The organism is Caballeronia grimmiae (genome assembly GCF_000698555.1).
GTDB lineage: Bacteria > Pseudomonadota > Gammaproteobacteria > Burkholderiales > Burkholderiaceae > Caballeronia > Caballeronia grimmiae.
This window is the reverse complement of record NZ_JFHE01000022.1, coordinates 25,784-46,297: the sequence shown is the minus strand read 5'-3', so window position 1 is coordinate 46,297 and position 20,514 is coordinate 25,784. Positions and strand designations below refer to the sequence as shown.

At 64.4% G+C, this 20,514-nt stretch carries 20 protein-coding genes; 9 read left to right on the top strand and 11 right to left on the bottom strand.

What is annotated here, in order from left to right:
• Positions 1 to 39: 39 nt before the first annotated feature.
• The 3 genes from BG57_RS20265 to BG57_RS20255 form a co-directional block, all read right to left on the bottom strand.
• Complete coding sequence (locus BG57_RS20265) at positions 40 to 741, bottom strand: hypothetical protein (protein WP_035967533.1); 702 nt, start codon at positions 739 to 741, stop codon at positions 40 to 42.
• A gap of 122 nt (positions 742 to 863) precedes the next feature.
• The gene (locus BG57_RS20260) at positions 864 to 2,564 is read right to left on the bottom strand and encodes an AMP-binding protein (protein WP_035967532.1); all 1,701 of its coding nucleotides are present in this window, start codon (positions 2,562 to 2,564) and stop codon (positions 864 to 866) included.
• Between the two features lie 14 nt (positions 2,565 to 2,578).
• Positions 2,579 to 3,712: an acyl-CoA dehydrogenase family protein gene (locus tag BG57_RS20255; protein WP_035967574.1), complete on the bottom strand. Its 1,134-nt coding sequence runs from the start codon at positions 3,710 to 3,712 to the stop codon at positions 2,579 to 2,581.
• A gap of 172 nt (positions 3,713 to 3,884) precedes the next feature.
• Between BG57_RS20255 and BG57_RS33360 the strand changes: the two genes are divergently transcribed.
• A complete protein-coding gene (locus BG57_RS33360) occupies positions 3,885 to 4,046 on the top strand; it encodes a hypothetical protein (RefSeq protein WP_167569266.1) in 162 nt (53 codons plus the stop codon).
• A 9-nt stretch (positions 4,047 to 4,055) separates the two neighbouring features.
• Here BG57_RS33360 and BG57_RS20250 read toward each other — a convergent pair whose 3' ends face one another.
• Together BG57_RS20250 and BG57_RS20245 are read right to left on the bottom strand one after the other, a co-directional pair.
• Positions 4,056 to 4,733, bottom strand: coding sequence for a hypothetical protein (locus tag BG57_RS20250; RefSeq protein ID WP_035967531.1), 678 nt, complete (start codon positions 4,731 to 4,733; stop codon positions 4,056 to 4,058).
• Between the two features lie 250 nt (positions 4,734 to 4,983).
• The gene (locus tag BG57_RS20245) at positions 4,984 to 6,279 is read right to left on the bottom strand and encodes an MFS family transporter (RefSeq protein ID WP_035967530.1); all 1,296 of its coding nucleotides are present in this window, start codon (positions 6,277 to 6,279) and stop codon (positions 4,984 to 4,986) included.
• Positions 6,280 to 6,514: 235 nt separating this feature from the next.
• On the opposite strand from BG57_RS20245, the gene BG57_RS20240 reads away from it, so the two are divergent.
• Positions 6,515 to 7,537: a DUF2891 domain-containing protein gene (locus tag BG57_RS20240; protein WP_035967529.1), complete on the top strand. Its 1,023-nt coding sequence runs from the start codon at positions 6,515 to 6,517 to the stop codon at positions 7,535 to 7,537.
• A 13-nt stretch (positions 7,538 to 7,550) separates the two neighbouring features.
• Here the strand turns inward: BG57_RS20240 and BG57_RS20235 are convergent, their stop codons facing one another.
• Positions 7,551 to 7,868, bottom strand: coding sequence for a YnfA family protein (locus tag BG57_RS20235; protein WP_035967572.1), 318 nt, complete (start codon positions 7,866 to 7,868; stop codon positions 7,551 to 7,553).
• 116 nt (positions 7,869 to 7,984) lie between these two features.
• Here BG57_RS20235 and BG57_RS20230 point away from each other — a divergent pair, with 116 nt between their 5' ends.
• Positions 7,985 to 9,343, top strand: a complete 1,359-nt coding sequence (locus BG57_RS20230; RefSeq protein ID WP_035967528.1) for an MATE family efflux transporter — start codon at positions 7,985 to 7,987, stop codon at positions 9,341 to 9,343.
• Here BG57_RS20230 and BG57_RS20225 read toward each other — a convergent pair whose 3' ends face one another.
• Positions 9,344 to 10,408, bottom strand: a complete 1,065-nt coding sequence (locus tag BG57_RS20225; RefSeq protein ID WP_052005909.1) for an alpha/beta fold hydrolase — start codon at positions 10,406 to 10,408, stop codon at positions 9,344 to 9,346.
• 179 nt (positions 10,409 to 10,587) lie between these two features.
• Between BG57_RS20225 and BG57_RS20220 the strand changes: the two genes are divergently transcribed.
• Genes BG57_RS20220 through BG57_RS20210 form a run of 3 tightly spaced genes read left to right on the top strand, consistent with a single transcriptional unit; the run spans position 10,588 to position 12,116 of the window.
• Positions 10,588 to 11,346, top strand: coding sequence for a DNA/RNA non-specific endonuclease (locus BG57_RS20220; protein ID WP_081850950.1), 759 nt, complete (start codon positions 10,588 to 10,590; stop codon positions 11,344 to 11,346).
• Complete coding sequence (locus BG57_RS20215; RefSeq protein WP_035967527.1) at positions 11,339 to 11,599, top strand: hypothetical protein; 261 nt, start codon at positions 11,339 to 11,341, stop codon at positions 11,597 to 11,599. Before BG57_RS20220 ends, BG57_RS20215 begins: the two co-directional genes overlap by 8 nt.
• Before the next feature lies 1 nt (position 11,600).
• A complete protein-coding gene (locus tag BG57_RS20210) occupies positions 11,601 to 12,116 on the top strand; it encodes a methylated-DNA--[protein]-cysteine S-methyltransferase (RefSeq protein ID WP_035967526.1) in 516 nt (171 codons plus the stop codon).
• Positions 12,117 to 12,182: 66 nt separating this feature from the next.
• On the opposite strand, the gene BG57_RS20205 is transcribed toward BG57_RS20210, so the two are convergent.
• Positions 12,183 to 12,878 (bottom strand): OmpA family protein, encoded by a 696-nt coding sequence (locus BG57_RS20205; RefSeq protein ID WP_035967524.1) that lies wholly within the window; start codon positions 12,876 to 12,878, stop codon positions 12,183 to 12,185.
• Positions 12,879 to 13,752: 874 nt separating this feature from the next.
• Here BG57_RS20205 and BG57_RS20195 point away from each other — a divergent pair.
• The 3 genes from BG57_RS20195 (at position 13,753) to BG57_RS20185 (ending at position 16,003) form a co-directional block, all read left to right on the top strand.
• Positions 13,753 to 15,264 carry an ATPase domain-containing protein gene (locus BG57_RS20195; protein WP_035967522.1) on the top strand — a complete coding sequence of 504 codons (1,512 nt, stop codon included), beginning with the start codon at positions 13,753 to 13,755 and terminating at the stop codon, positions 15,262 to 15,264.
• On the top strand, positions 15,261 to 15,617 hold the full coding sequence (locus tag BG57_RS20190; RefSeq protein ID WP_035967521.1) for a response regulator transcription factor: 357 nt from the start codon (positions 15,261 to 15,263) through the stop codon (positions 15,615 to 15,617). Before BG57_RS20195 ends, BG57_RS20190 begins: the two co-directional genes overlap by 4 nt.
• A 131-nt stretch (positions 15,618 to 15,748) precedes the next feature.
• Entirely contained in the window at positions 15,749 to 16,003 is a 255-nt protein-coding gene (locus tag BG57_RS20185) for a CsbD family protein (protein ID WP_035967520.1), read from the top strand.
• A 111-nt stretch (positions 16,004 to 16,114) separates the two neighbouring features.
• On the opposite strand, the gene BG57_RS20180 is transcribed toward BG57_RS20185, so the two are convergent.
• From BG57_RS20180 to frc, 3 genes are all read right to left on the bottom strand, one after another.
• On the bottom strand, positions 16,115 to 16,894 hold the full coding sequence (locus BG57_RS20180) for a fumarylacetoacetate hydrolase family protein (RefSeq protein ID WP_035967519.1): 780 nt from the start codon (positions 16,892 to 16,894) through the stop codon (positions 16,115 to 16,117).
• Positions 16,895 to 16,947: 53 nt separating this feature from the next.
• The gene (locus tag BG57_RS20175) at positions 16,948 to 19,155 is read right to left on the bottom strand and encodes an acetate--CoA ligase family protein (protein WP_229754089.1); all 2,208 of its coding nucleotides are present in this window, start codon (positions 19,153 to 19,155) and stop codon (positions 16,948 to 16,950) included.
• A gap of 88 nt (positions 19,156 to 19,243) precedes the next feature.
• Entirely contained in the window at positions 19,244 to 20,506 is a 1,263-nt protein-coding gene (gene frc / locus BG57_RS20170) for a formyl-CoA transferase (protein ID WP_035967518.1), read from the bottom strand.
• Positions 20,507 to 20,514: the final 8 nt, after the last annotated feature.

Sequence of the window (20,514 nt, the reverse complement as noted above, 5' to 3'; positions counted from 1 at the left end):
CGAGGCTCGCCGCTTTTTTCGTGCGTGCCCTCGCGCTGGCTATTGGCCCGCGCCCAACGCGGATGCCGCGATGGACGGCACCGAAATGCCGTTGGTCTTCGCGTACTGCACCGCCTGCGTCAACGTCTGCACGAGCGATTGCAACTGCCCCGGCGCGGACTGCGCGATATAGGATGCCGCCTGCGCCGTCCCCGGATTCGTTCCCGCCTGAAGCAGCGATGACATGTTCATCGAGTTCTTCACCGCGCCCAGGTCCGACTGCAAGCCCGCATACTGTTTGACGCCCTGCCCGAGCGACGCCAGTCCATCCGTGAAAGTCTGCTTGCTGGCGGCGGTCGGCGGCGTGGCCGCGTTGCCGGAGAACGCCTGCATCAGCGATTGCGAAACGCTCTGCTGCGTCCCGCCGAGTTGCGACAGCACGCTCGCACTCGGCACGCCGCCGCTCGACGCGCCCGACAGCAAGCCCGCCGCCGATTGCGCCTGACTCGCGACGCTCGACATGCCCATCGCCGATGCCAGGCTCGATTGTCCCGTCAGCACTTGCTGATTCGCGCCGAGATAGTTCTGTACGAGCGAACCGAGCGCGGACGGTTGCGCCGCGGCGGTGTCGCCAGTCGACTCCGATTTGTTGCCGGAGCCGAATTGTTGAAGGTTGATTTGTGCATAAGACGCGGCCGGGGCCGCGAGCGCACCTGCGAGGCTGGCCGTCAGAAGCGCGATCCGTAGCGAGCGATTCGGCATGTCGGGTTCCTCCGTGAATTGATCCGACGTGAATGGTGCCGATTCGACTCGCGGTCCTTCAGACGGTTCGCCGCGTTACATTTGCTTTCGATTTGCGCCTCGAGCCGACACGCTCGTCCGCATCATTTCGCCGGCTCGCGCAGTTCCGGAAAGTCCTCTTCCCAGAACTCGTTTTCGGCTCGCTCGCTGTCCTGCGCGCGCCCTGCTTCGTGCCTGCGCAAGTCGACGCGCCGGATCTTGCCCGAAATCGTCTTCGGCAATTCCGCGAACTGAAGCCGACGGATGCGCTTGTAAGGCGCAAGCCGCTCGCGCGAGAACACGAATACGCTGCGCGCCACGTCCGGGCCGATGGTGAAGCCATGACGCAGCGTCACGAACGCCTTCGGCACGGACAAGCGCAATGCGTCCGGGCTCGGCACGACGGCCGCTTCCGCTATCGCCTCGTGTTCGATCAGCACGCTCTCCAGCTCGAATGGGCTGAGGCGGTAATCGGACGACTTGAAGACATCGTCGGCTCGGCCGATGTACGTGAAATATCCGTCCGCGCCGCGCGCTGCGACATCGGACGTGCGATAGAAGCCGCCGCGCATCGCGTTTTCGGTCGCGGCGGGATTGTCGGCGTAACCGGTCATCAGGCCGAGCGGCGGCGGATCGAGTGACAGCGCGATCTCCCCTTCGTCGGCGCTCTGGCCGTCCGGATCGAGCAGCGCCACACGATAACCCGGCAGCGGACGCCCCATAGAACCGGGCACGAGCCGCTGGCCGGGCGAATTCGCAATCTGCGCGGTGGTTTCCGTCTGGCCGTAGCCGTCGCGGATCGGCACGCCCCACGCCGCCTGCACTCGCTCGACGACTTCCGGATTGAGCGGCTCGCCTGCCCCGACGATCTCGCGCAGCTTCACGCGATACGACGCGAGCGGCTCCTGGACGAGCATCCGCCAGACGGTCGGCGGCGCGCAAAGCGTGGTGACTTCGTGCTGCACGAGCGCATTCAGCGTGCGAGCGGCGTCGAAGCGGCCGAAGTTATAGATGAACACGCACGCCTCTGCATTCCACGGCGCAAAGAAGCAGCTCCACGCGTGCTTGGCCCAGCCGGGGGAACTGATGTTCCAGTGGACGTCGCCCGGCTGTAGGCCGATCCAGTACATCGTCGAGAGATGGCCGACCGGATAGCTCTCGTGCGTATGCGCAACGAGCTTCGGCTTCGACGTGGTGCCGGAGGTGAAGTACAGCAGATACGGATCGCGCGCATTCGTTTCGCCATCCGAAGCGAATTCCGGCGAGGCGCAGTACGCATCGTCATAGGCGAGCCAGCCTTCGCTCGCGCCGCCCACGGACAGCCGCACGCCAGGAAGGTCGATGCCGTCGAATTTATGCGTCTCGCTCGCCTCCGCGACGACATGCTGAACCTGCCCCAGCGCGATGCGCTCGCGCACGTCGCCGCCCGATAGCTGCGTCGTGGCGGGCAGCACGATGGCGCCGAGCTTCATCGCCGCGAGCATCGTTTCCCATAGCTCGACGCGGTTCGGCAGCATCAGCAGGATGCGCTCGCCGCGCTGCACATTCAGCGCGCGCAGGTGATTCGCGACCCGCGCGGAACGCTCGCTCATCTGCGCGAACGAGAGCCGCGTCTCGTCGCCGTTTTCGCTCACGATGCGCAAGGCGGGCGCATGGTTGCCGCGCGCCATCGCGTCGAAGTAATCGAGCGCCCAGTTGAACTGGTCCAGCGCGGGCCATTGAAAGTCGCGATACGCGGTGTCGTAATCGGTGCGGTGACGCAGCAGAAAGTCTCTGGCTTCGATGAACGGCTCGGCACGGCTCATAGCGTCTCCTTCGCTCAAACGTTTCGCGCGATCACCATCCGCTGCACTTCGCTCGTTCCCTCGTAAATCTGCGTGATGCGGGCATCGCGATAATGCCGCTCCACCGGATAGTCCTGCAAATAACCGTATCCGCCGTGAATCTGGATCGCGTCGGAACATACGCGCTCGGCCATTTCCGATGCAAAGAGCTTAGCCTGCGATGCCTCCGACAAGCACGGCACGCCTTCGGTCCGCATGCGCGCCGCGTGCAGCACCAGCAGCCGCGCCGCGTTGATCTGCGTCTGCATGTCCGCGAGCATGTTCGCAACCGACTGATGTTCGATGATCGGCTTGCCGAACTGCACGCGCTCGCGCGCATAGGCGCGGGCCGCATCGAAGGCCGCGCGCGCGATGCCGAGCGCCTGCGCCGCGATCCCGATGCGTCCGCCTTCCAGATTCGACAGCGCGATCTTCAGCCCCTCGCCCCGTTCGCCCAGCAGATTCGCGGCGGGAATGGCGCAGTCGTCGAAGGTGATCGGGCAGGTATCCGATGCGCGAATGCCGAGCTTGTGCTCGGGCGGCCCGACGTTGAAGCCCGGCGTGCTGGTCGGCACGATGAACGCCGAAATGCCGCGCTTGCCGAGTTCCGGGTCCGTCACCGCGAAGACGATCGCCACGCCCGCGCGCCGCCCGTTCGTCACGAACTGCTTGCTGCCGGAGATGATCCACTGGCCGTCGCGCTCGACGGCGCGCACGCGCAGGTTGTTCGCCTCGGAGCCCGCGTGCGGCTCCGTCAGGCAGAAGGCGCCGATTACTTCGCCGCTCGCGAGCTTCGGCAGCCACTCGGCCTTTTGCGCATCGCCGCCGTAGGCGAGGATCGGGCCGCAGCCGACCGAGTTGTGCACGCTCATCAGCGTCGCGCAGGAGGCGCAGCCAACGGCGATCTCTTCCATCGCGAGGGCATAGGCGGTGTAGTCGCTGTAGGTGCCGCCGAAATCGCCCGGCACGATCATGCCGAGCAGCCCGAGTTCGCCGAGCTGCCGGACGACGGCGTCGGGAAGCGCGCCGTCCTTGTCCCACTGGCCCGCGTTCGGCGCGAGCACTTCGACCGAGAACTGGCGCGCCGCGTCGCGGATCATGCGCTGTTCTTCGGTGAGAAAACTGTCGATCATGGTTGAACCCGGTGATGGTCTCGTGTGACCAGAACGATCACGCGAACCGCGCGCTTTCGCCACCTAGTGACAACCCGAATGGGTAAGGCCGACGTGCGCTGCCCGGCGCGCACCCTGGAAGAAAGACTGCGATATATTGAGACACCTTAACCTGCGCCCGGAGGACACCATGACGCAGTCACCGCACGACGCACCGAACAAGCCCGCACAGCCCGCGAGCGACGACGATTTGCTGGACGAGGCGCTGGACGAAACCTTCCCGGCCAGCGATCCGATCGCGGTCCACCCGGAACGCAAATCCAAGGACGACGGGCAAGCGCCCAAGAAGTGACTAGCGGCGTCAGTTGACGTCGTTGGAATCCGGCTCGTCGGGCGAGCTCAGCAAGGCGACGAGTTTATCGACGTGTTGATGCAGCAGCTTGACGTGCTTGTCGATCTGTTCGAGCCGGCCGGACAGATCCGCCTTCGCCGCTTCGCTCATGCGCTCCGACGCGATGAGCTCGTCGGCCTTCGGCAGCATCGGCTCGACTTGCAACAATCCGAGCTGGCGCTCGAGACGCCGCAAATCCTGCGACAGTAATTCGCGATTCTTTCTAAATAACAGATCGCGCCGGTTTGCTTCGGCCTGTTGCTGGGCGAGATCGGCGACGCGCCGCGTGGCTTCGGTTTGCGACAGCAGCGGCTCCGGGCCGCGAAGCACCGAACGCTTCGGCGCGGGATGCGCGGTGCCGCGAAACACCGCGAACGGCCGTTCCTCGTCGAGTGCGCGCCTGACTTCGGAGGGCACGTCGGCGGACGAGCGGCGCTCGTCCATCCAGTGCGGCGGCAGTCCCGACACCAGTTCGATGCCGCGCACGAACTCTTCGTTGAAATCCCGCTGTCCCGCGACGATCAGTTTCATGAACGACGGCGAGAAGTTCATCATGCGCGCGAGCCGCGCCGCGCCGCCGGCCGAGCCGGTCAGCACGTTCAAGTTCGCTCGCCAGACGACAAATAACGTTTCGTCGAAATCTTCCATGGACAGGCTCCTGGCAGACCGGTACGCCCGAATGCGCTCTTCGCCAAGGCGCGCGACGTAGCCGCGCGCATGTGTATCCTGTTTCCGATTGCCGCTGTGCGCCGCATCCGGCGCGCCTTCTAACGGTACATACCGCATAAAACACCATACTACCGTCAACGGCAAGCGGCGCGCGTGACCGAAGTCCGCGCGCCGCCCGCCCGATTCAACCGATCACGCCGGACAGCCGACGCCGCCCGCGTGATCACCCTTACGGCTCGTTGCGCAAATAGCCTTCCTTGCTCGGGTCCATCATTCTCCACGACACGATGAGCGAGATTGCGCACATCACGGTCACATACCAGTAGAACGCCGATTCATGCCCGACGTTCTTCAAAAACAGCGCGACGTATTCGGCCGATCCGCCGAAAATCGCGTTAGCCACCGCATACGAAAGCCCGACGCCCAGCGCGCGCACTTCCGGCGGAAACATCTCGGCTTTGATGAGACCGCTGATGGATGTATAGAAGCTCACGATCGCGAGCGCCACCACGACGAGCACGAACGCCATGACCGGACTCGTCACGTCGCGCAGCGCGTGCAGCAGCGGCACCGTGCCGATGGTCGCGAAGAAGCCGAAGAACAGCATCGACCGGCGACGCCCGATGCGGTCGGACAGCGCGCCGAACAGTGGCTGCAACAGCATGTAGACGAACAGCGCGGCGGTCATCACGTTGCTGGCGGTCTTGGCGTGCATGCCCGCCGTGTTGACCAGATACTTCTGCATGTACGTGGTGAACGTATAGAAAATCAGCGATCCGCCTGCCGTGAAGCCTACCACCGTCAGGAACGCTTTCTTGTGCTGCATGAGGCCGGCGAGCGTGCCCGCTTCCTTGCGTTCGCGGATTTCGGCGGTCGTGGTTTCGTCGAGCGAACGGCGCAGATAAAGCGACACGAGCGCCGCGCACGCGCCGATGAAAAACGGCACGCGCCAACCCCACGCCTTCAGTTCTTCCGTCGACAAGAAAAGCTGGAGGACGACGAGCACGAGCAGCGCGGCGAGTTGTCCGCCGATCAACGTCACGTACTGAAACGATGCGAAGAAGCCGCGGCGTCCGCGCAGCGCGACTTCACTCATGTACGTGGCGCTCGTGCCGTATTCGCCGCCCACCGACAAGCCCTGGAAAAGCCGCGCCATCAGGAGCAGCACGGGCGCCCATGCGCCGATGGTCGCGTACGTCGGCAGGAAGGCGATGACGAGCGAGCCGCCGCACATCATCAGCACGGAGATCATCATCGCGTTGCGGCGGCCGTGCTTGTCGGCGATGCGGCCGAACAGCCATCCGCCGATGGGGCGCATCAGGAAGCCCGCCGCGAACACGCCGGCCGTGTTCAGCAACTGCGTGGTCGGATTGCCGCTCGGAAAGAACGCCGCCGAGAAATACAGTGCGAGAAACGAGTAGATATAGAAGTCGAACCATTCGACGAGATTGCCCGACGATGCCCCGACGATGGCGAACACGCGTCGCCGGGTGTCCTCTGCGGTATAGATGGGAAGGTCGCTCATGATGTGCTCAACTTTTTGTCTCAACGGATCACAAATCCGGCGCGTGAGCCCCGGAACGGCACGCTCTGTCGGCGTTCGGGCGCAAGTTTAAACGACGCATCCGCGATCGGCGCGCGCAGCGTTCGTTGAAAGACCCGTGCGTAGGTAATTACCCCGACGCGCGTTTCCCGCCGCTTTATCGATAAGGTCTCGTGCTAGATTTCTGTCCCGCTCCACCGATCACCGCGAGGTGCGCATGAACAAGCAGAATGCGACGGCACTCGACGCCGCGCTGGCATCGAAATTCGCGCAGGTTGCGCTGGGTCACCTGACACGCGAATACCCGAACAAGCTCGATCACGTGATGGCAAGCGCCGCCGATGCGCAAAGCCCGCGCGCCTTGCATCCAATCTTCTACGGCAGCTTCGACTGGCATTCGTGCGTGCATGGCTACTGGCTGATTGCGCGTCTCTACGACCGCTTCCCGGATCTGCCCGAAGCCGCCCGCATTCGCGCTGTCATCGACGAGCATTTCACCGAAGCGAACGTCGCCGCCGAAGTCGCCTATTTGCAGCGCCCCGCGTCGCGCGGCTTCGAGCGGCCCTACGGCTGGGCGTGGCTCCTCGCGCTCGCGGGCCAGCTCCGGTCGATGCAGTCGGACGACGGCGCGCGCTGGGCCCGCACGCTGCAACCGCTCGCCGATGCCTTCGTCGATCGCTTCGAGGACTTCCTGCCGAAATCGACGTATCCGCTTCGCGTCGGCACGCACTTCAACATGGCGTTCGCGCTGACGCTTTCGCTCGGCTACGCGCGCATCGCCGGCGATGCGGAATTCGCGCGCCTGCTCGAAGCAACCGCGATGCGCTGGTTCGCGAACGATGTCGCGTGCCAGGCGTGGGAGCCGGCCGGCGACGAGTTCCTCTCCCCGTCGCTGATGGAAGCAGTATTGATGCGTCACGTGCTGCCGGCGGAGCGCTTCGCCGGCTGGTTCGATGCGTTTCTGCCGCATCTCGACCGTCGCGAGCCCGCGACGCTCTTCGTTCCCGCGACCGTCACCGATCGCAGCGACGGCAAGCTCGCGCATCTCGACGGCCTCAATCTGAGCCGCGCGTGGTGCCAGCGGACCATCGCGCAGGCGCTGCCTGCTGGCGAGGCGCGCATCGCCGTTCTCGAAGCGGCGGCCGAGGCGCATCTGGCGTCGGGCATTGCGCATGTCGCCGGGGATTACATGGGCGAGCACTGGCTCGCGACCTTCGCGCTGCTCGCGCTCGAAGCCTGAGCGAGCGCAACCGTCAGCGCGGCTGAAACGCGATCACGCTCATTCCGATCAGCGCGATTGCCGCGCCGGTCATGTCCCACGCGGTCGGCCGGATGCGGTCGATCGCCCATAGCCACACGATCGCCGTGCCGATATATACGCCGCCATACGCGGCATAGATGCGTCCGGAGGCGGCATCGTGCAGCGTCAGCAGCCAGGCGAACAGCGCGAGCGACAGCGCGCCCGGCACCACGAGCCAAGGCGATCCGCCTGCCTTCAGCCATCGATACGGAAAATAGCAGCCCGCGATTTCCGCGAGCGCGGTCACGACATAGAGCGCGAAGGTTTTCATGGCGTGCATTATCGGCTGGGGCGCGAAGCTGCGTCGAGTTGCGTCGATTTACGTCCGGTTGCACCGTGGCGCCGCGCTGACGACAATGTCGCCTTTCCCTGCCAACGCCTGCTCCTTTGACCGATTCCCCGGACTCCTCACCCGCCGACGCGCTGCCGGTGCACTGGCATCGGCGTGTGCTGACGCTCGCGTTCCCGATCGTCCTCGCCAATCTCACGCAGCCGATTCTCGGCGCAGTCGATACCGCCGTCGCCGGCCATCTCGACGGCCCGCAGTATCTCGGCGGCGTCGCGCTCGGCGGCCTCGTGTTCAGCTTCGTATTCTGGGGCTTCGGCTTCCTGCGCATGGGCACGACGGGCCTCGTCGCGCAGGCGTTCGGCGCACGCGATGCCGCGGCCGTGCGTGCCAGCGTGATGCGCGCGCTGATGCTTGCACTTGCGATCGGCGTGGCGGTGCTCGCGCTGCAAGTGCCGATCATCCGATACGCGCTGCGCATGCTCGGCGGCAGCGGCGCGGTGCAGGAGACCGCGAGCGCGTATTGCCACGCGCGCATCTGGGCCGCGCCGTTCGCGCTCGGCAATTACGCGGTGCTCGGCTATCTGCTCGGCTGCCAGCGCGTGCGGCTCGCGCTCGTCACGCAGGTGTTCATCAACGCGGTGAATATCGTCGCGGTGCTGCTGTTCGTGTATCGCTTTGGCTGGGGAATCACGGGCATCGGCGCGGCGACCGCGTTCGCGGATTTCGGCGGCTTCGCGCTCGGTGCAGCGATTCTCTGGCGCTTGCGTGAACGCGGCCTGCCGCCCCTCGCGCTTGCCACGCTCTTCGATCTCCGCGCGATCCACCGCCTCGTCGCGATCAATCGCGACATCTTCGTGCGCACGCTCTGCCTGCTCGGTTCCTATGGCTGGTTCGCGCACATGGGCGCGCGTCAGGGCGATGCCGTCCTCGCAGCGAACGCGCTCCTGCTCAACTTTCAGACCTTCCTGGCCTTCGGGCTCGATGGTTTCGCGCATGCGGCGGAGGCGCTCGTCGGTGCGGCGACGGGCGCGCGTGACCGGCACGCGTTTCGCCAGGCCGTCAGGGTGACGATGCTGTGGTCGGCCATCGGCGCAGCGGGGTTTTCCATCGTCTACTGGATCAGTGGGGAATGGATCATCGAGCGGCTGACGGATCAGGCCGTCGTGCGCGAAGCGGCAATGCGCTATCTGCCGTGGGCCGCGATTCTGCCGCTCGCATCCGTCGCGGGATTTCAGCTCGACGGCGTGTTTATCGGCGCGACGCGCACGCGCGAACTGATGAAGGCGATGGCCGTCTCGCTCGCGGTGTACTTGCTCGCCGCGTGGACGCTCGCCGGTCCGCTCGGCAATCACGGGCTATGGCTCGCGCTCACCGCGTTCATGGTGGCGCGAGGCGTCACGCTGTGGATGCAGTTGCCGTCGATCGAGCGGGCGTCGTGCGGGGGTGGACGGGCGTGACTATTCCGCTCTGGACGGCGACGCGGCGAGCCCATCCAACAGCGCCTTATGAAACGCCTGCGGGTCCTGCATCTGCGGCGCGTGCCCCAGTTCCGGAAACTCGACGAGCCGTGCCCCTTCTATGCGCTCCTTCGCCAGCTTCGCGAGTTCGGGATAGCGGCCGAGCGTCGCGCGAATTTCCGGCGGAGCGAGGTCCTTGCCGATCGCGGTCGTGTCCTTGTCGCCAATCAACAGTAACGTCGGCACGCGCAACTGCTCGAACTCATACACCACGGGCTGCGTATAAATCATGTCGTATAGCAGCGCCGAATTCCACGCGACGATACTCTTGCCCGGCCCGCGATACATCCCCGCAAGCATCTGCACCCAAGGCTCGTAATCGTCGCGCCAGTGGCCCGCGTAGTACGTGTTCATCTCGTAGCGGCGGATACCGTCGGCGCTCGTCTTCAATTCGCGCGCATACCAGTCGTCGATGGAAATCGACGGCACGCCCTTCGCCTTCCAGTCCTCGAGTCCGATCGGATTGACGAGCACCAGTTGCTCCGTCTCGCGCGGATACATCAGCGCATAGCGCACCGCGATCATGCCGCCCGTCGAATGCGCGATGAGCGCCGGACGGCTCACGCCGAGCGCCGCGAGCAGCGCATGCGTGTTGCGCGCGAGTTGCTGGAAGCTGTATTGATAGCGCTCGGGCTTGGTGGACTTGCAGAAGCCAATCTGATCTAGCGCGATCACGCGATAACCGGCATCGCTCAACGTATCGATGGTCTGCTTCCACGTCGCCGCGCAGAAGTTTTTGCCGTGCAGCAGCACGGCGGTACGCCCGTTCGGATGCGCAGGATGCACGTCCATATAAGCCATCCGCACGACCTGACGCTGCGACGTGAACGCGAATCGCGCAACCGGGTACGGATAGTCGAAGCCTTGCAGTTCGGGGCCATACGCGGGACCGTCGTTGCTGGCGGGCGCCTGCGCCGCATCGTCAGCGGACGCATACGGCGCGACCGTCAGCGCGATGCACGAGGCTATCGAAAGCAGGATCGATCGAATCAAACGAGGCTTCATGGGCGTGCTTTTTCGGAATGATGGAGGCCCCAGCGATTCTAACTCGCAGCCGCCGCTTGCGTTTCGATGCCGTCGCGCAGCCTTTATACTGTGCCGCCTCGCTGGCCGCGTGTCGAATGCAGCGCACCGGCGGGTTATCACAACGTATCAAGCGTCGCATTCAGTTCGGACTTTCAAGCATGCAAGCAAGCATCAAGGCGCTCGTCGCCGCCCTTCTCGGCGCCGCGTGCATCAGCGCGTTCGCGAGCGACTGCCCGCAGTTCAGCCCGGGCGGCCTCGCGCCGGTCGTCACCAATTCGAAGATGCGCGCGTCGGCGCAGGAAATCTGCTACTCCGACTTCGCGCTCCTTCATTCGGGCATCACGCACGGGCCGCTGTGGTCGGCGGAACATCTGACGGCAAAGAGCGTCGATGACGCCAAAGACAACACGCGCACCAACCGCTTTTTCGTCGACAAGCGGCTGCCGCCCGGCGACAGCGCCCAACTCGACGACTACAAGCGCAGCGGCTACGATCGCGGTCACATGAGCCCCGCAGGCGATCGCGCGACGAAGAAAGGGATGGCCGAATCGTTCTCGCTGGCGAACATCGTGCCGCAGGACCCGTCGAACAACCGGAGCATCTGGTCGCGCATCGAGGAAGCGGTGCGCCGCCTCACGGAAGAATCGGGCGAGGCGTACGTCGTGACCGGGCCGCTGTTTTCTGGCCGGCAATTGCAGACGATCGGCGAATCGCGCGTGCTCGTGCCCACGCAGTTGTACAAGGTGGTGTATCTGCCGCAACGGCAGATCGCGTTCGCGGTCGTCGTCGAGAACACGCCGACCAAAACCTATACGATGAAAACCGTGCGCGAGCTCGAAGCGATGAGCGGTCTCGCGTTCCCCGGCATCCCCGATGCACTGAAAGACAAACGAATTGGAGGACTAAGAGGTGTTTAAGCCATTTGCCAACGATACCGACGCGATGAACATCGCGGGCGACGCCATCAACATCGTCAACGGCACGACGCGCGTGACCATCAGCGGCGATTTGACCATCGCGCGGGACAAGGCCGGGCTGGCCGCCGCGAAGGCGCTTCACGAGGCGCTGGGTGCGATCGTCGCGGCGCTCGAGAGCGCGCCGGATCTGCCTGCGAAGCTCGCCGACGAGCCGCCCGCGCCGACCGGAACCGCGGACAATCCGTTCATCTGACGTGATCGACCTCCGTGTCAGCCCGAGTCCGCTCGGGCCCATTCTCTACCGCGCGGAGGACGAGCATCTGACCGGGCTGTTCTTCGTCGGACAGAAGCATTTTCCGAAGGGCGTCCCGCAAGCGATGCCTGACGCGGACCGCCCTGCCCCTCGCGTGATCGCTCAGGCGCAGGAAGAGATCGCCGAATACTTCGCGGGGGAGCGCCGGGCGTTCTCGGTGCCGTTCCGGCTGCACGGGACCATATTCCAGCAACAGGTCTGGGAATTGTTGAGCCGCATTCCTTTCGGCGATGCCTGGACCTATGGCGATCTCGCGCGGCGGCTGGGCTTGCCGTCGGGCGCATCGCGGGCCGTTGGCGGCGCAAACGGGCGCAATCCGGTGGCGATCATCGTGCCGTGTCATCGCGTGATCGGCGGCGACGGCGAGTTGACGGGTTACGCGGGCGGCGTCGATCGCAAGCGTTCGCTGCTCACGCTCGAAGGCGGACCGGGCCGCGAACAGCTTCTTCTCTTCTGAACACGTAATAAAAAAGCTCGCGGACCTTGCGGCCCGCGAGCTTTTATCTTGCGCCGTCGATGCGGCTTATTGCGTCAGCACGATTTCCACGCGACGGTTTTCTGCGCGGCCGTCGCTCGTCGCATTCGATGCAACCGGGCGCGACTTGCCGTAGCCCTGCGTCGCAAACGCCTTCGACTGGAGGCCGTGGCTCTTCAGATAACCGAGCACGGACTGCGCGCGGCGTTCCGACAACGCGATGTTGTACGCATCCGAGCCGACAGCGTCGGTGAAGCCCTGGACCGTGACCGAAGAGAAAGTCACGTCGCGGCCGTCGGCGATGACCTTGTCGAGAATGCGCTTGGCCTTCGGCGTCAGTTGGGCGCTATCGAACGCGAAGTTCGTCTTTTCGTCGAGCGTAACCTTGCGGGCCGGCGCGGCGACGGGTGCAGCAGCGGCGGCAACAACTGCCTGCGGCGTGGACTGAGCGACCGGAGCCGGAGCCGGCGTGCCGCAGGTGAAGATCACCGAGCGCGCATCGCCCGGCGCCTGCGTGCCTTCGACGCTTTGCAACAGCGTGTACGGCTGGTTGCCGCAAGCCTTCTTGACGGCCTGCATGCAGGCGCCGCCGTTCTCGAAGAGGCCATAGCATTCGGCGCGGAAAGCGGACTGTCCGCTCGACGTCTTGATCTGCTGGATGTTGAAAGTAGGCCCGGAATTGGACGCGCAACCGGAAAGCACGGCAGCGACTGCAAGTACAGCGGCAACGGATTTATTGAACATCTCGGATTTAGTCAGGTAGGGCAACGAGCCTGGGATGACACGCGCTTTACATTGAGGACGATGCCTTGCGTTACCCGCCGCGGCTGCGAGGCGGGCCATTCCAAAGCCGGGCGATTCTAGCAAGGGCGAACAGGCCGATCGCAGCAGACAAATCCCAATTTTTCGAAGTATTTCTAACGTCGACAATTCGCGTCGTGCCCTGACCGAAAACCTGCCGAAATCGCGGCCGGAAATCTCAAAGCGATTGACGGCGCCGCGTATCCGCTTGAGAAAACTGCGAAGACTCATTCAGTTTCAGGGATTCACGCGGCGAGAAAATGCGCGAATCCGACGGCGGGGGCGACATGCGAGAGAAAATAGCCCGGTCGGCCTGAAAGCTGAACGGAGCGGCCGACAGCATGTGAGGGTCGATCAACGGCTCCGCCGCATGCGATGAGACCGGCGAGAACAACAACGAAGAAGCGAGACAGGCGGCGAGCGCGACAGCGCCCAGGATCGGATGCGAACGGTGCATGGCTTAGAAGGCAATGACTGGCGCGGCGCGCCGGGACAGACGCCGGAAACACACGGCGTCCAGGAGAAGCAACGCCCGCTATTTCAGCAGCGCGGCCGTCCGCCGCCCATGAGAAACATCTCAAAATGCGCTGTATGTGACGAACCGCAATATTGCGCGACTGCGGGCGCGATTCATGCGGCGCATTCGAACCACGGGTCATCGTGGCGTCGCCTCTCGCCGGTGCCGTCTGCGCCGGAACGCACGCACGAATAGGCTTTGCGACGAGTGAATTCGCGTATTTACGGCGACAGCTTGACTCTCGTCAGCGATAATTCGCCATCTTGAAAAGGCGGTTCGCCGAGTAAAAACGAAATTCCCATGAGCGAAGACAACATTCTCCCGCCTGATCCATCGCCGCAGCCGACCGCCAGCGACGGCAACGTGACGACGGGTGTCCCGGGCCTGGACCACATTCTCGGCGGCGGCCTGGTCGAAGGCGGGCTCTATCTGATTGAAGGCATGGCCGGCGCGGGCAAGACGATCCTTTCGTCGCAGATCGGCTTCCACCGCGTCAAGAACGGCGACAGGGTGTTGTACATCACGCTCATCGCCGAGTCGCATACGAAGCTGCTGTCGCATTTGCGCGGACTGTCGTTCTACGACGCCGACGCCATCTCGGACCGCATGCTGTTCGTGAGCGGTTATCACGAACTGATGCGCGACGGTCTCTCCGGATTTCTTTCGCTGATCGCCGCGACGATCAAGACGAGCCGTCCGCGCTTCATGGTCATCGACGGCTTTCGCAGCGCGCGCGAGTTCAGTTCCACGGAGCTGGAGCTTTCGCAGTTCATCCACGAGTTGTCGGCGTTCGTGAGCGCGGCGCGCTGCACGACGCTGGTGCTCGCGCCGCTCTCGGGCAACGAGCCGCATCCGGAACACACGCTGGTCGACGGGCTCATCGAGCTGAACCGCTTCAACAACGGGATGCGGCGCGCGCGCGAAATCGAAGTCCACAAGCTGCGCGCCCGCGATCATCTGCTCGGCAAGCATTTCTTCAACATCACGGGGAACGGGCTTGTCGCGTTCCCGCGGCTCGAAGCCACGTCCGAACGGGCGGGCGCGCCGTGCCACCTCGAGGGCAGGCTCGAATTCGCGCTTCCGACCTTCGACCGCATGTTCGGCGGCGGCGTGATGCGCGGCTCCACGACCACGCTCGTCGGGCCATCGGGTGTCGGCAAGACGCTGCTCGCGCTCAAGTTTCTGCAGGCGGGCACCGATTGCGGCGAACGCTGTGTTTACTTCGGCATTTATGAGTCCCCGGAGCGGCTACTCGCGAAAGCGCGAGGAGTCGGCATCGACCTGAAAGATGCCGTTAAGGACGGGCGGCTCGCGATCCACTGGCATTCCGCGGTGGAACTCGCCATCGACGAGCTCGCCGCCGAGCTGATCGCCGTCGTCACGCGCACGAATGCGTCGCGGCTCGTGGTGGACGGCATCGACGGCTTTCTGCAGTCGGCGAACCGCAGCGAGCGTTTTGGCCTCTTCATCAACGCGCTGACGCAGCGTCTTCGCAATATCGGCGTGACGACGGTGCTGACCGAGGAATTGCCGCTTTACAACGAATTCGGCGCGCCCGCGACGCTGCGCGCCTCCGCGATGACCGAGAACATCGTGCTCATGCGCTACGTCGAACTCAATTCGGCGCTTCATCGCATGGTGACGATCGTGAAGCAGCGCGAAGGCCCGCACGATACGGGGATCCGCCGGCTCACGATCGACTCGGACGGGCTGCATATCATCGAAGGGTTCATCGGGCCGACGGGCATCCTGTCCGGCCATCCGTCGCTCTCGCCCGCGATCTCCGTGTCGGACCCCGGCGCGCGCGCATGAAAAAGATCCTCGTCGTCGACGACGAATTCGACATCCTGACCACGTGGCGGCTCGTGCTCGAAATGGAGGGCTACGAGGTGATCACCGCATTCAACGGACGCGTCGCGCTCGAGGCCGCCAACTTGAGCGCGCCCGATCTCGTCATCACCGACTGGATGATGCCCCACAAGGACGGCGTCGAACTGATCCGCGATCTGGCCGCGAGCGAAACGCTGAGCAAGGTGCCGGTAATCCTGATGAGCGCCGCCGCGCACGCGCCCGCGGTCGATCACCCGCACACGCAGTTTCGCCGCAAGCCGTTTTCGATTGACGAGCTTCTCGCGCTGGTGAACCATCTGATCGGCCCGGCGTGAAGCGTGATTGATGCGCCGGGCACGAAGCGTGCTCTATCGTCCGTTCCGGCGCTGCCGGTTGAATCGAAGCAGTTCGACGCAGTTTCGAGGCAATTTCAACGCAAACCGCATCAACCAGAATGGGAGGCACCATGGTGCAAGATCAAGTGGAAGGCACGGCGCAAAACGTAGTCGGCAAGGTGCAGGACGCGGTCGGGGCGCTGACGGGCGATGCCGGCACGCAGGTAGAGGGCAAGGCGCGGCAGGCGTTGGGCTCGCTGCAGCAGACCTACGGTCAGACGATCGACAACGTGCGTTCGGCCGTCTCCGATCAGCCGATCAACGGCGTGCTGATTGCGGCTGCCGTTGGCTTCCTGCTCGGCGCGTTGTGGAATCGCGATCGCTGATCGTGCGATGCGCCGCCCGCCGGCGCATGCAGTCGAAAATGCAAAGCCGGCGCCCTCGTGCGCCGGCTTTGTCGTTTCTGCGCGTTTTGCGCGTGCGCCTGGAGTGCTTCGCTAGACGGCGAGCACGTTCGACAATGTGCCGATCCCCGCAATCGATACATCCACGCGCGCCCCGTCCTTGATCGAGCCGACGCCGACCGACGTGCCGCACGCGATGACATCGCCAGGAACGAGCGTCATGTCGTGTGAAATCAGGCTGACCTGCTCGGCGGGCGAGAAGATCATGTCGTCGAGCGGATAGTTCTGCCGTTCGACGCCATCGACGGTCGTCGTCAGCGTCGCGCTGCGCCAGTCGAAACCGCGCACGATCGCCGGCCCGAGGCACGTAAAGGTATCGAAGCCCTTCGAGCGGCACCACTGCGCGAAATTCGGATCTTCCTGCAGCAGTTCGATCGCGGTGACATCGTTCACACAGGTATAGCCGAAGATCGCGTCTTCAGCCTCCTCCACCGACGCGCCCGACACCGTCTTGCCAATCACGATGCCAAGCTCGCCCTCATACGCGATCTTGCCGTGATAGCTGCGCGGACGCCTGATCGCCTCGCTCGGCCCGATGACCGACATCGGCGGCTTGATGAGAAAGAGCGGATGCTGCGGCGGCGCCTTGTCGAGTTTCTGCGACAACGCGTAATAGTTGTTCCACAGCGCGACGATCTTGCTGGGCTCGCACGGCGCTAGCAGCGTGAGATCGTCGGCGGCGAAGCTGATGTCGGTCGGGCGCGGTCGATCGAAAAGCGCGCCGTCGTGCTGCACGACGCGTCCCGAATGCGGATCTAGCGTGCCGAAGCCGATGCGTCCGTCGCCGTCGCGAAAGCGTATCCAGGTGGTCACTGAAGCATCCTTGGTTGTGTGAGGGAGCGCGGGCCGCGCTCCCTCGTTTCACGTCAGATCAAACCCGCCCCACGCGCCCACTTATATTTGGCGCCGAGCACCGCAACCGGCAATTCGGTCGAATACGCATACGCCGGAACGCCGTGCTCGTAAAGATACTCGGCAGCTTCCTCCACTTGCACGTCGCCGGCGAGCGACGCGACGATCGGCTTCTCGATGCCGAGCGCCTTCATCTCCTCCTTCACTTCGATCACGAGCTTCGCGAAGACCATCGGCGGCGTGATGATCGTGTGCCAGTAGCCGAGAATGATCGAATGGATGCGGTCGTCCTGAAGCCCGAGCTTGATCGTGTTCTTGTACGTGCTCGGCGGCTCGCCGCCGGTGATGTCCACCGGATTGCCCGCCGCGCCGAACGGCGGAATGAACTTGCGGAACGCGGCGTCGAGATCGTCGGGCATCGTCATCAAGGACAGATTGTTGTCGACGCACGCATCCGACAGCAGCACGCCCGATCCGCCCGCGCCCGTGATGATGACGACGTTCTCGCCCTTGGGCGTCGGCAGCTTCGGAATGCCGCGTGCGAACTCGAGCAGATCGCGCAGCGAGCGGGCGCGGATCACGCCGCATTGCTGGAACACGTCCTCGTAAATCTTGTCGTTGCCCGCGAGCGCGCCGGTGTGGGAACTGGCCGCGCGTGCGCCGAGACTCGTGCGCCCCGCCTTCAGCACGACGACCGGCTTTTTCTTCGATACGCGCTTCGCCGCTTCCGCGAACGCGCGGCCATCCTTCAGGTCCTCGCAGTGCTGCGCGATGATCTCGGTGTTGTCGTCCTGCTCGAAGAACGTGAGCAGATCGTCCTCGTCGATATCGCTCTTGTTGCCGAGCCCGACGATCGCCGACACGCCCATCTTCGCCGAGCGCGAGAAGCCGATGATCGCCATGCCGATCCCGCCCGACTGCGACGACAGCGCCGCCTTGCCCTTCACGTCATACGGCGTGCAGAACGTCGCGCAGAGGTTCTTCGGCGTGTAATAGAAGCCGTAGATGTTCGGCCCCATCATGCGGATGTCGTACTGGCGCGCGATCTTCACGATCTCTTCCTGGCCTTCGTGATTGCCCGTCTCCGCGAAGCCCGACGGAATCAGCACCGCACCCGGAATCTTCTTCTCGCCCACTTCGACCAGCGCCTGCGCGACGAACTTCGCCGGAATCGCGAACACGGCGACATCGATCACGCCGGGCACGTCCTTCACGCTCCTGTACGCCTTGCGGCCCATGATCTCGTCGGCCTTCGGGTGGATCGGATAGATCGTCCCCTGATAGCCGCCGTTGATGAGATTCTTCATCACCGAATTGCCGATCTTGCCGTCCTCGTTCGACGCGCCGATCACCGCGACCGCATCCGGCTTCATGATGCGGTTCATCTGCGTGACGATCTGCTCCTGCGTCGGACGATAGCGCGGCGCGGCCGGCTCGAAGTCCATCACGATCCGCACGTCCGCCGCCACCGCGCCGCCCGGGCTCGCGAAAACCGGGTTCAGGTCCATCTCGGAGATTTGCGGGAAGTCGTCGACGAGGCGCGACACGCGCTCGACCAGCGTGACGAGCGCCTCGCGATCCACGGGCTGCGCGCCGCGCACGCCGCGCAGGACTTCGGCGGCCTGGATGCCGTCGAGCATCGACGCCGCTTCTTCACGCGTCACCGGCGCGAGTCGGAAGGTCACGTCCTTCAGCACTTCGACCAGCACGCCGCCGAGACCGAACGCGATCAGCTTGCCGAACGACGGGTCCGTCACCGCGCCGATGATCACTTCCTGGCCCGCGCCGACCATCTGCTGCACCTGCACGCCGATGATCGTCGCGTTCGCATCGTACTTCTTCGCGTTCTCGATGATGGACGCGTAGCCGGCGCGGACATCGGCCTCGTTCTTCACGCCGACAAGCACGCCGCCCGCTTCCGTCTTGTGCAGGATTTCCGGCGACACGATCTTCAGCACCACCGGAAAGCCGATGAACGACGCCAGCTTCGCCGCATCGTCCGCGCTGGTCGCGACGCCTTCCTGCGGCACGGAAATGCCGTAGGCATCGCAGACGAGCTTGCCTTCCGGCGCGGTCAGCGACGTGCGGCCCTCGGCTTTCACGCGGTCGAAAATCTCGGCGACGCGGCGTTTCGCATCGCTCGCATGCAGCGGCACGACGTTGGTGGCATGCGTGGATTCGTTGCGCGCTTCGCTGCGTTCCTGGACAACGGTGCTGTTCATTTGAAATGTCTCCGTGTGTAGGGGCGTGCCGGTTCGCGCCGCCCCTCGACCGGAGGCGGCGGCGTCACAACATCGAATGAGGCGTGGGTCAGATCGCGCCGAGACTTCTCAGCGTGGCGATCTGGTCGGGCGAGTAGCCAAGTTCGGCCATGACTTCCTCGGTATGCTCGCCGAGCAGCGGCGAGCGGACGACTTCGGTCGGGCTGTCCGACAGCTTGATCGGATTGCCGACCGTCAGGTACTTGCCGCGCACCGGATGATCGACTTCTACGACCGTGCCCGTCTTTCGCAGCGACGGCTCCTCGGCGATTTCCTTCATCGAGAGGATCGGGCCGCACGGGATGTCGTGCTTGTTCAGGATTTCCATCGCCTGGAACTTGGTCTTCGTCATCGTCCAGCGTTCGATCTCGGCGAAGATGTCCTTCAGGTGCGGCAGGCGCGCGTTCGGCGTCTTGTAGTCGGGATGGTCGATCCATTCCTCCCTGCCGATCACCTTGCAGATTTCGCCCCACACCGGCGCCTGCGTGATGAAGTAGATGTACGCGTTCGGATCGGTTTCCCAGCCCTTGCACTTGAGAATCCAGCCCGGCTGACCGCCGCCGGATGCGTTGCCCGCACGCGGCACCGCTTCGCCGAAGGTGCCGTTCGGGAACTGCGGATACTCCTTCATCACGCCGGTGCGCTCGAGCCGCTGCTGGTCGCGCAGCTTCACGCGGCAGAGGTTGAGCACGCCGTCCTGCATCGCCGCGAGCACTTTCTGGCCGCGCCCCGTCTGGTTGCGCTGATACAGCGCCGTGACGATGCCGAGCGCGAGATGCAAGCCGGTGCCCGAATCGCCGATCTGCGCGCCGGTGACGACGGGCGGGCCATCGTCGAAACCCGTGGTCGATGCCGCGCCGCCCGCGCATTGCGCGACGTTCTCATAGACCTTGCAGTCTTCGTACGGCCCCGGCCCGAAGCCCTTGACGGACGCGACGATCATCCGCGGATTCAACTCCTGGATACGCTCCCACGTGAAGCCCATGCGATCGAGCGCGCCCGGCGCGAAGTTCTCGACGAGCACGTCGCACTTCTTGACGAGCGTTTCGAGCACCTTCTTGCCTTCGGGGTTCTTCGTGTCGATCGTGATCGACCGCTTGTTGTGGTTGAGCATCGTGAAGTAGAGGCTGTCGGCGTCGGGGATATCGCGCAGTTGTTCCCGCGTGATGTCGCCCGCGCCCGCGCGCTCCACCTTGATCACGTCAGCCCCGAACCACGCGAGCAACTGCGTGCAGGTCGGGCCCGACTGGACGTGCGTGAAGTCGAGAATGCGCACGCCGTCCAGCGCCTTGCCAGAAGTGTTCACCGTCATGGCTGTCT

Bases quoted from the DNA above. Each gene is read 5' to 3' on its own strand.
- BG57_RS20265 (WP_035967533.1), bottom strand. From the start codon at position 741: ATGCCGAATCGCTCGCTACGGATCGCGCTTCTGACGGCCAGCCTCGCA.
- BG57_RS20260 (WP_035967532.1), bottom strand. From the start codon at position 2,564: ATGAGCCGTGCCGAGCCGTTCATCGAAGCCAGAGACTTTCTGCTGCGT.
- BG57_RS33360 (WP_167569266.1), top strand. From the start codon at position 3,885: ATGACGCAGTCACCGCACGACGCACCGAACAAGCCCGCACAGCCCGCG.
- BG57_RS20250 (WP_035967531.1), bottom strand. From the start codon at position 4,733: ATGGAAGATTTCGACGAAACGTTATTTGTCGTCTGGCGAGCGAACTTG.
- BG57_RS20245 (WP_035967530.1), bottom strand. From the start codon at position 6,279: ATGAGCGACCTTCCCATCTATACCGCAGAGGACACCCGGCGACGCGTG.
- BG57_RS20240 (WP_035967529.1), top strand. From the start codon at position 6,515: ATGAACAAGCAGAATGCGACGGCACTCGACGCCGCGCTGGCATCGAAA.
- BG57_RS20235 (WP_035967572.1), bottom strand. From the start codon at position 7,868: ATGAAAACCTTCGCGCTCTATGTCGTGACCGCGCTCGCGGAAATCGCG.
- BG57_RS20225 (WP_052005909.1), bottom strand. From the start codon at position 10,408: ATGAAGCCTCGTTTGATTCGATCGATCCTGCTTTCGATAGCCTCGTGC.
- BG57_RS20220 (WP_081850950.1), top strand. From the start codon at position 10,588: ATGCAAGCAAGCATCAAGGCGCTCGTCGCCGCCCTTCTCGGCGCCGCG.
- BG57_RS20205 (WP_035967524.1), bottom strand. From the start codon at position 12,878: ATGTTCAATAAATCCGTTGCCGCTGTACTTGCAGTCGCTGCCGTGCTT.
- BG57_RS20195 (WP_035967522.1), top strand. From the start codon at position 13,753: ATGAGCGAAGACAACATTCTCCCGCCTGATCCATCGCCGCAGCCGACC.
- BG57_RS20190 (WP_035967521.1), top strand. From the start codon at position 15,261: ATGAAAAAGATCCTCGTCGTCGACGACGAATTCGACATCCTGACCACG.
- BG57_RS20185 (WP_035967520.1), top strand. From the start codon at position 15,749: ATGGTGCAAGATCAAGTGGAAGGCACGGCGCAAAACGTAGTCGGCAAG.
- BG57_RS20175 (WP_229754089.1), bottom strand. From the start codon at position 19,155: ATGAACAGCACCGTTGTCCAGGAACGCAGCGAAGCGCGCAACGAATCC.
- frc (WP_035967518.1), bottom strand. From the start codon at position 20,506: ATGACGGTGAACACTTCTGGCAAGGCGCTGGACGGCGTGCGCATTCTC.